This is a genomic window from Syntrophales bacterium (assembly GCA_030018935.1).
Classification (GTDB): domain Bacteria; phylum Desulfobacterota; class Syntrophia; order Syntrophales; family CG2-30-49-12; genus CG2-30-49-12.
Map to the genome: position 1 here is coordinate 9,123 of JASEGZ010000047.1, position 7,218 is coordinate 16,340.

Consider the following 7,218-nt stretch of genomic DNA (forward strand, 5'->3'; position numbering starts at 1 on the left):
TGTATCCCCTTCGCATCTCTCATCATACGTTCCAGAGGGTAGTCTTTCGTGTATCCATACCCTCCCAATATCTGGACGGCATCGGTGGTAACCTTCATCGCCGCATCGGTGGTAAAGCATTTCGCCATGGAGACCATAGGTTCGATCTGACTGGAAGGTTCCCCTCTATCCATCATCGCAGAGGTTCTGTAAATCAGCGATCGGGCTGCTTCCGTGAGCATCGCCATATCGGCAAACATGAACTGAATAGCCTGAAGACTGGCAATGGGTTTTCCAAATTGCACCCTTTCTTTGGCATATCCAAGCGCATACTCCAGGGCCCCTTCCGCAATCCCGAGAGACATAGAAGCAGCGCCCCAGAGCCGCATCTGGTTGCCATACTCTACCAGTATCTTCCAGCCTTCCCCTACTTTTCCGACGAGGTTTTCCTTCGGTACCCTTGCGTCCTCAAAGATGAGTTCCATCAGAGGGCTTCCCCGTAAACCCATCTTCTTTTCTTTCTTCCCGAAGCTAAACCCCGGGGTACCTTTCTCTACGATAAAAGCACTTACCCCCCTGGCCCTCTCCCCCAGTCCGGTCCTGACAAAGGTTAAATAAAAATCCGCCACCTCTCCTGTGGTGATAAATATCTTGTTTCCATTAAATATGTAACTATCCCCTTCTAAGATGGCCTTTGTCTGGATTGAGGCCGCATCTGAGCCGGCATTGGGTTCAGTAAGCACAAAAGCACACATTTTATCAGCAGAGGAAAACCGGGGATAGAATCTCTTCTTCTGTTCCTCAGTCCCACCTCTCATAAGGACATTGATGGGTGACCAAGTGGTAAATAGCATTATGGCGCATGCCGGCGACACCTTTGATATCTCCTCCATAACCGTACAGAGGGTGGTGGCGTTGGCGTTTACCCCGCCGTATTCCTCGGGAAGCACCAGATTGAGAAGTCCGTGTTCGCCAAATATTTTGGCAATATCCCAGGGGAATTCATCTTTTTCGTCTATCTCAGCAGCCCTCGGGGCGACCTTCTCCTTCGTCAGTCTCCTTACCGTCTCCTGTATCATCTTCTGTTCTTCATTAAAAAAAATCACGTTCAACATCCTCCTTCTTATTTACTCAACTCTTAAACCCATTCCCCGGGCAATAACCGTTCTCTGCATCTGTGAAGAACCGGCGCTCACCGTGAGGATCCTCGAATCCCTGAAATGCCGCTGCATCTCGTACTCCATGGAGTATCCGTACCCACCCATGATCTGCATCCCCTGATTTGAAAGTCTGGCGTATGCTTCAGAACCGTAAAGCTTAGCCATGCTTACCTCTCTCATGCAGGGCATACCCTGATCGTACATCCAGGCAGCCCTGTATACCAAAAGACGGGCGGCATCAACCTCAGTCTGCATATCGGCCAGCATGTGACCGATAGCCTGAAAGGTCCCGATAGGTCTGCCGAACTGCACTCTCTGCTTTGCGTGCTCCAAAGCCAGATCTACAACGGTCTGGGCACTTCCGATGTATGTTGAACATACGTACAGTCTTTCTAGCGCGAGACCGGAAAGGAGCATCTTCCAACCACCGTTTAATTCACCTACCAGGTTTTCCCTGGGGACATGGACATCTTCAAAGAAGACCTCGTTGGTATGGAGCATCTTTCTCCCGAGGGTCTTTATCCTCCTTATCTCAACCCCCGGCGCATCGTTGGGAACGAGGATCAGGCTTATCCCTCTATGCTTGGGTACATCCTTGTCCGTTCTCACATAGAGACATATAATGTTGTTTTTAGCATCAGATGCTGTCTGAAAGGTTTTTTGTCCGTTTATTGCCCAGCCGTTGCCATCCGGAACTGCCGAGGTGGTAAGGGCAGCGGCATCCGAACCTGCGTTCGGTTCCGTAATTCCTATGGATAATCTAATTTCGTTTTTTATCATTCTCGGTATATAAAACTTTTTCTGTTCCTCACTTCCATGTTCGAGAATGCTCAAACCACAGAAGATACTGACACCAAAGCCCGCAGCGATTTCAAAGGAAAACCGCGACATCTCTTCCCCGACAATCACGAGATCCACGGCGCCCAATCCACTTCCCCCGTATTCTTCAGGGATAGGCAAACCAAACCAGCCTAATTTTGCCATCTTTCCGTAGAGTTCATAGGGGTACTCTTCCTTTTCATCGAGTTCCCTTACATATTCAGTAGGGCACTCCTTCTCCATAAAATCCTTTACACTCTTTCGCAAAATATTCTGTTCCTCCGTAAATCCGAAATTCATTTCCTTTCTCCTTTCTACGAATAAAAGTGCCTAAAGTGAACTAAAGTTGGAAGTGACTAAAGTTTTGAGACCTTTGAAAAATAATGAAATTTGGATTCAGGAGAGCGAATCAAATGTTTTTCGGGCACCATGCCGTCGCAGCGAAGCGTCCGCAAAGGCAATGTTTGAGCGCTCAAGCGCGAGTTTTGCCTTTGCAGCGAAGCGAGACGTGCATGGTCGAAAAAGATTTTTGAGCGCGGATGAATCCAAATTTCAAAGCTCTTGTTTTTAATTTTCCTGCAACTTTAGGCATTTTAGCTCACTTCAAACTTTACACTTTTCATGCCTACAGACCCAACTGTCGAGATATGATGAGTCTTTGTATCTCAGATGTGCCTTCAAATATCTCCATTATTCTCGCATCCCTGTAGTAGCGCTCCAGAGGGTATTCTCTCATGTAACCATATCCTCCGTGTATCTGGAGGGCCTGATAGGCAACCCTGTTTACCATCTCCGAGGCATAAAGTTTCGCCATCGAGGCCTCTTTAATACACTGCTCGCCCTTATCGTTCAGCCACGCCGCCTTATAGACGAGGAGGGATGCCAGTTCAATCTCCATGGCCATATCGGCCAGCTTGAACTGAATACCCTGAAATTTACCTATCGGCTGACCGAATTGACGCCTCTCCTTTGCATACCTTAAAGCGGTTTCAAAGGCGGCTCTCGCCAAACCGACACTTGAGGCCCCCACCACGATCCTAGTCTTCTGAACAGTGGACATGAGATGGTAAAATCCATTTCCCACCTCACCGAGGACATTCTCCTTCGGAACATGGCAGTCCTCAAAGGTAAACTCCGCGATATCCTGGGCGCGAATCCCTAACTTTTTCAGCCCCTTCCGGGTGAAGCCAGGGGATTGGGGGTCAACTAAAAAGATAGTTATCCCCTGATGCCCCTTACCTTTCTCTGTCCTTGCCGCGACAATTACATAATCGGCCATCATGCCGCTGGAAGCAAAGGTCTTCGCTCCATTGAGGATGTAACTTCCCCCTTCCTCCCTGGCGCTCATCTCCACAGCAGATACGTCAGAACCAACGTTGGGTTCCGTCAGGGCAAAGGAACCGACCAATTCACCTCTGATAGCGGGTACCAGGTACCTCTGTTTGAGCTCTTCTGAGCCAAAATTGTATATCGGAGAGGTACCCACCGTATTCTGGACAACCAGACCCATTGCAATTCCCGCATCTGCCTTCGTTACCTCCTCTGCAAATATGGACAGGGCAATGGTATCGGGGCCTGTACCTCCATACTGTTCTGGATACGGTATACCCAAGAAACCTAACTCACCCGCCCTTCGGAAAAGCCACTTTGGATATTCCTCTTTCTCATCATATTCTTCTCCTAAGGGGGCAATCTCCTTCTGGGCAAATTGTGCGGCTGTCCTCTGAAATATCTTGTGTTCTTCACTCAACTCAAAATCCATTATGTTCCTCCAAGACTCTACATTCCCTTGAATTCCGGCTCTCTCTTTTCGAGAAAAGCTGTTGTCCCTTCTCTATGGTCTTCCGTGTCAGAGCAAAATCCCTGGGTATAAATCTCGTACTCCAGAGCAGTCTCCAGATCAAAATTATCAAAGCCATCATAAATGGAACGTTTCGCAATACTCACGGCAAGAGGCGCTTTGTTTGCTATCTTCATCGCCATTTCCCTGGTGGCGCTTTCCAATTCTCCTTCCGGGACTACCTTATTTACCATCCCGATACGTAATGCCTCATGTGCGTCTATGAGGTCGCCGGTAAAGACGAGTTCACACGCCTTTTTTGTGCCTACCTGTCGGGAGAGCAGGTAGCTTCCCCCGTAATCCTGTACGAGGCCCACCTTAACAAAGGCCTGACCGAACCTTGCCTTTTCCGAAGCGATAATAATATCGCAGGCCAGGGCCAGATTACACCCCGCTCCCACGGCAACACCGTTTACCATGGCAATGACCGGTACAGACATCCTCCTGATCTTCAGGGGGTTCTTCAGAAGTCTTTTCATACCCGCCCTTCTCTCCGAAGGCTTCATTCCTATTCTGCCCCTTTGAGCGCTTACATCGCCGCCCGCACAAAAGGCCCTTTCCCCGCCGGTAATTATCAGCACTCTTATCTCATCATCCCCTGCCACCTCATCGAGTTTCTGCCCGAATAGCCACTGGGCAGGCCAATCTAATGCGTTGAGTCTCTCCGGACGATTAAGGGTTATCGTGGCGATATTCCCCTCTTTTTTCAATAGAATACTCTCTTCTTCCATTTCATTATCCTCCCTATGAGGAGACTCCCATTTTCAGAGCCTCTAATTATTCGCTATTATGTCAATTTATCGGCGCTTTGTCGTAGGCAAAAAGAGCTGCCCCCAGGGCGCCAATAATCTGCGGTTCAGGAGGAATGAGTAAGGTTAATCCCAATTTTTCTTCCAGGGCGCGCACCATACCCTTACTCTTTGCCACTCCTCCCGTCATGGCTACCCTTTCCTTTAAACCCAACTGTCCCACCAATCCCGTAACCCTGCGGGCAATAGAGCGATATATGGCGCCCGCTATTTCCGGTTTGGTATAACCACCGGCGAATAAAGAAATGACTTCCGACTCCGCAAAGACAGTACACATACTGCTAACTTCAATATCTTCTCTGGCCTGAAACGAGAGCTCGCTCATTTCATCAAGATCAACTTCCAATGCCCCCGCCATTACTTCGAGGAAACGACCTGTTCCCGCAGCACATTTATCGTTCATGACAAACCTTACGGCCTGTCCTTTTTCGTTTAACTGAATGACCTTACTGTCCTGGCCTCCTATGTCTATAACTGTCCTTATCTCGGCTGAGGTGAAATTTGCTCCCCGGGCGTGGCAGCTGATCTCTGTGATTTCGTTATTAGCATAAGACACCCTTGACCGCCCATAACCGGTGGACACGATGTAACTGAGTTCCTTAGCATCTAAACCGGCCCTGTTTAAAGCCTCATCCAGGGCTGCTTCAGCCGCTCCTCTATAGACAGCGCCACTTCGCAAAATGGCATAAGACTTTATTTTTTTTTCGCTGTTTAAGATAACTACCTTTGTACAAAGGGACCCGACGTCAACACCTGCGGTGAAGGTCATTTTCTCTCCTAATTTCTCTCTTTCCGGCTCTCATCACTTCCTCACAGATAACGCTCGTCACGTTTATGGATACCTTCTCTTACCCCCTCTTCTTTTCTCTTTTTAACAAAATTATACTCGCCCTCTTCCCACCTTAGATTGGTAAAAAGGGTATGGGATAAATAACCCTTAACAAGTCCCGCATTAAACCCTAAGATGTCACAAACATAGTGATTAGCCACCTTGCCAATGGCGATTCCGTCAATGGGCAGCAATGCCAGCCGCCGGGCCATGGCATTAACCTCTTCCTCCAACTTTTCATACGGTACGGACTTCGTTGCCCAGCCAATCCTCTCCGCTTCAATGCCGTTGATGGAATCGCCGGTAAGAAGCATCCAGCGGGCCTTCTTATACCCAACCGTCTGATAGAGCGGTATCAGATTCAGGCCGCTGCCTGCAAAACCAAGTCTCTGCTCTGCATGACTGATCTTGGCATCATCAGCAACGATGGTAATATCACACATCTCTGAAATTACAGAGCCTTCTCCGATACAATTCCCATGGACCTGGGCGATGGTGATCTTCGGCAAAAGCAGAAGTTTTTGGTGTCCTTCGAGCCACTTCCTGTCAATTTTTAACCTGGCCCTCTGGCTGGGACGGCGTTTCCCAGGATCCTTGTCCTGCTCTTCATATACCTTGTAAATACGGGACAAATCATGACCGGCACAAAATGCACGTCCCGCTCCCTTGATAATAACAACTTTGATGTTATCATCATCATTTGCCTGATCTAAAGCCGACATGAAATCGTCATAGATGCCGCCATCACCGGGAAAATCCATGACGTTTAACTTGTCTGGTTTATTTAAGGTTATTTCAGCTATTTCCTTTTCTGTTTCATAGGTAACAAATTTATAGCTCATACAATATGACCCCTTTCCTTAAATTAAATTTAAATTTTCTCTCGCAAGCGCCAAAGATTTGCTTTTCCTCCTTTCCTCGTCAATTAAGATACCGCTTGTTCTATTGTAATAACGACTGGTTATTCAATCCCGGTTGCATAAGTTCCCCTTATGCCAAGCCGGTCAACTTTTTCCACAAGCCTTATTACATCAACATCCTTTTCAGTTCAATGCTTTTGTATCAGTCCATCAATTCCCGCGTTTGGGGGATAGTAATACCATGCAAACTGCTTTAACGTCACTATTTCGGTGCCCACTATTTCGGTGCCTGGTAAATTAAATGAGCCGATAAATGGGTACGCATAAGAAATAATAACCTCTGGCTTGATGATAGCGCTGATATTCAATAAGTTCTGCATTGAAGTGCCAAGAAAAATCATTATTAAAGGATGATATTTCTCTCTTAATGTTTCCATTTCCGGAAAATATTCACTGTCATTTGGGTGAAAAATCGTCGCCAGTGAAGACTGGATAAAAAATACTAAAGGTTGATTGGCGACATGTTTGGAATATTCAGCGTATATACAGAGGTCTCTTTTTATTCTAAAAGAATCCCCTATCTCCATTGATATTACAGAATTACCAGGAGTACATAACCGTTTTGCGATAAAAGGAGTCGTGAGAATCTTTGCCTCCGTCTTTCTTTGTATCTCTGTAACTAACTTTTTGTCGAAATGATCAACATGCTCATGGGTTACGATAATTAAACTGAGGTCACTAAAACGATCAGGATCAACCTCTACGGGATCGAAGAGAATTGTTTGTGATCCAACTTTTACAATAACCGTTGAATAAACATTAAGCAGCGAGATGGCAATATTATCTTTTCCCATTATATAAATACCGCTAACTGATCTTTAACAGTTGCCAAAAAATAGTTTAGCTATTCTGTATAGATAAG

At 46.9% G+C, this 7,218-nt stretch carries 7 protein-coding genes; all 7 read right to left on the bottom strand.

Annotation, left to right across the window (positions count from 1 at the left end):
- Positions 1–1,085 (bottom strand): acyl-CoA dehydrogenase family protein (locus QMD03_08480; protein MDI6777252.1); only part of this gene is annotated, 1,085 nt, incomplete at its 3' end.
- 21 nt (positions 1,086–1,106) lie between these two features.
- Entirely contained in the window at positions 1,107–2,258 is a 1,152-nt protein-coding gene (locus QMD03_08485) for an acyl-CoA dehydrogenase family protein (GenBank protein ID MDI6777253.1), read from the bottom strand.
- Between the two features lie 325 nt (positions 2,259–2,583).
- On the bottom strand, positions 2,584–3,720 hold the full coding sequence (locus tag QMD03_08490; protein ID MDI6777254.1) for an acyl-CoA dehydrogenase family protein: 1,137 nt from the start codon (positions 3,718–3,720) through the stop codon (positions 2,584–2,586).
- Positions 3,721–3,737: 17 nt separating this feature from the next.
- The gene (locus tag QMD03_08495; GenBank protein MDI6777255.1) at positions 3,738–4,529 is read right to left on the bottom strand and encodes an enoyl-CoA hydratase; all 792 of its coding nucleotides are present in this window, start codon (positions 4,527–4,529) and stop codon (positions 3,738–3,740) included.
- Between the two features lie 61 nt (positions 4,530–4,590).
- Positions 4,591–5,376, bottom strand: coding sequence for an acyl-CoA dehydratase activase (locus QMD03_08500; GenBank protein MDI6777256.1), 786 nt, complete (start codon positions 5,374–5,376; stop codon positions 4,591–4,593).
- Between the two features lie 41 nt (positions 5,377–5,417).
- Complete coding sequence (locus tag QMD03_08505) at positions 5,418–6,278, bottom strand: enoyl-CoA hydratase/isomerase family protein (protein ID MDI6777257.1); 861 nt, start codon at positions 6,276–6,278, stop codon at positions 5,418–5,420.
- A 206-nt stretch (positions 6,279–6,484) separates the two neighbouring features.
- The gene (locus QMD03_08510; GenBank protein MDI6777258.1) at positions 6,485–7,150 is read right to left on the bottom strand and encodes an MBL fold metallo-hydrolase; all 666 of its coding nucleotides are present in this window, start codon (positions 7,148–7,150) and stop codon (positions 6,485–6,487) included.
- Between the last annotated feature and the right edge of the window lie 68 nt (positions 7,151–7,218).

What these genes read in the sequence shown, in the direction of transcription:
- QMD03_08485 (MDI6777253.1), bottom strand. Translation starts at nt 2,258, where the DNA reads ATGAATTTCGGATTTACGGAGGAACAGAATATTTTGCGAAAGAGTGTA.
- QMD03_08490 (MDI6777254.1), bottom strand. Translation starts at nt 3,720, where the DNA reads ATGGATTTTGAGTTGAGTGAAGAACACAAGATATTTCAGAGGACAGCC.
- QMD03_08495 (MDI6777255.1), bottom strand. Translation starts at nt 4,529, where the DNA reads ATGGAAGAAGAGAGTATTCTATTGAAAAAAGAGGGGAATATCGCCACG.
- QMD03_08500 (MDI6777256.1), bottom strand. Translation starts at nt 5,376, where the DNA reads ATGACCTTCACCGCAGGTGTTGACGTCGGGTCCCTTTGTACAAAGGTA.
- QMD03_08505 (MDI6777257.1), bottom strand. Translation starts at nt 6,278, where the DNA reads ATGAGCTATAAATTTGTTACCTATGAAACAGAAAAGGAAATAGCTGAA.
- QMD03_08510 (MDI6777258.1), bottom strand. Translation starts at nt 7,150, where the DNA reads ATGGGAAAAGATAATATTGCCATCTCGCTGCTTAATGTTTATTCAACG.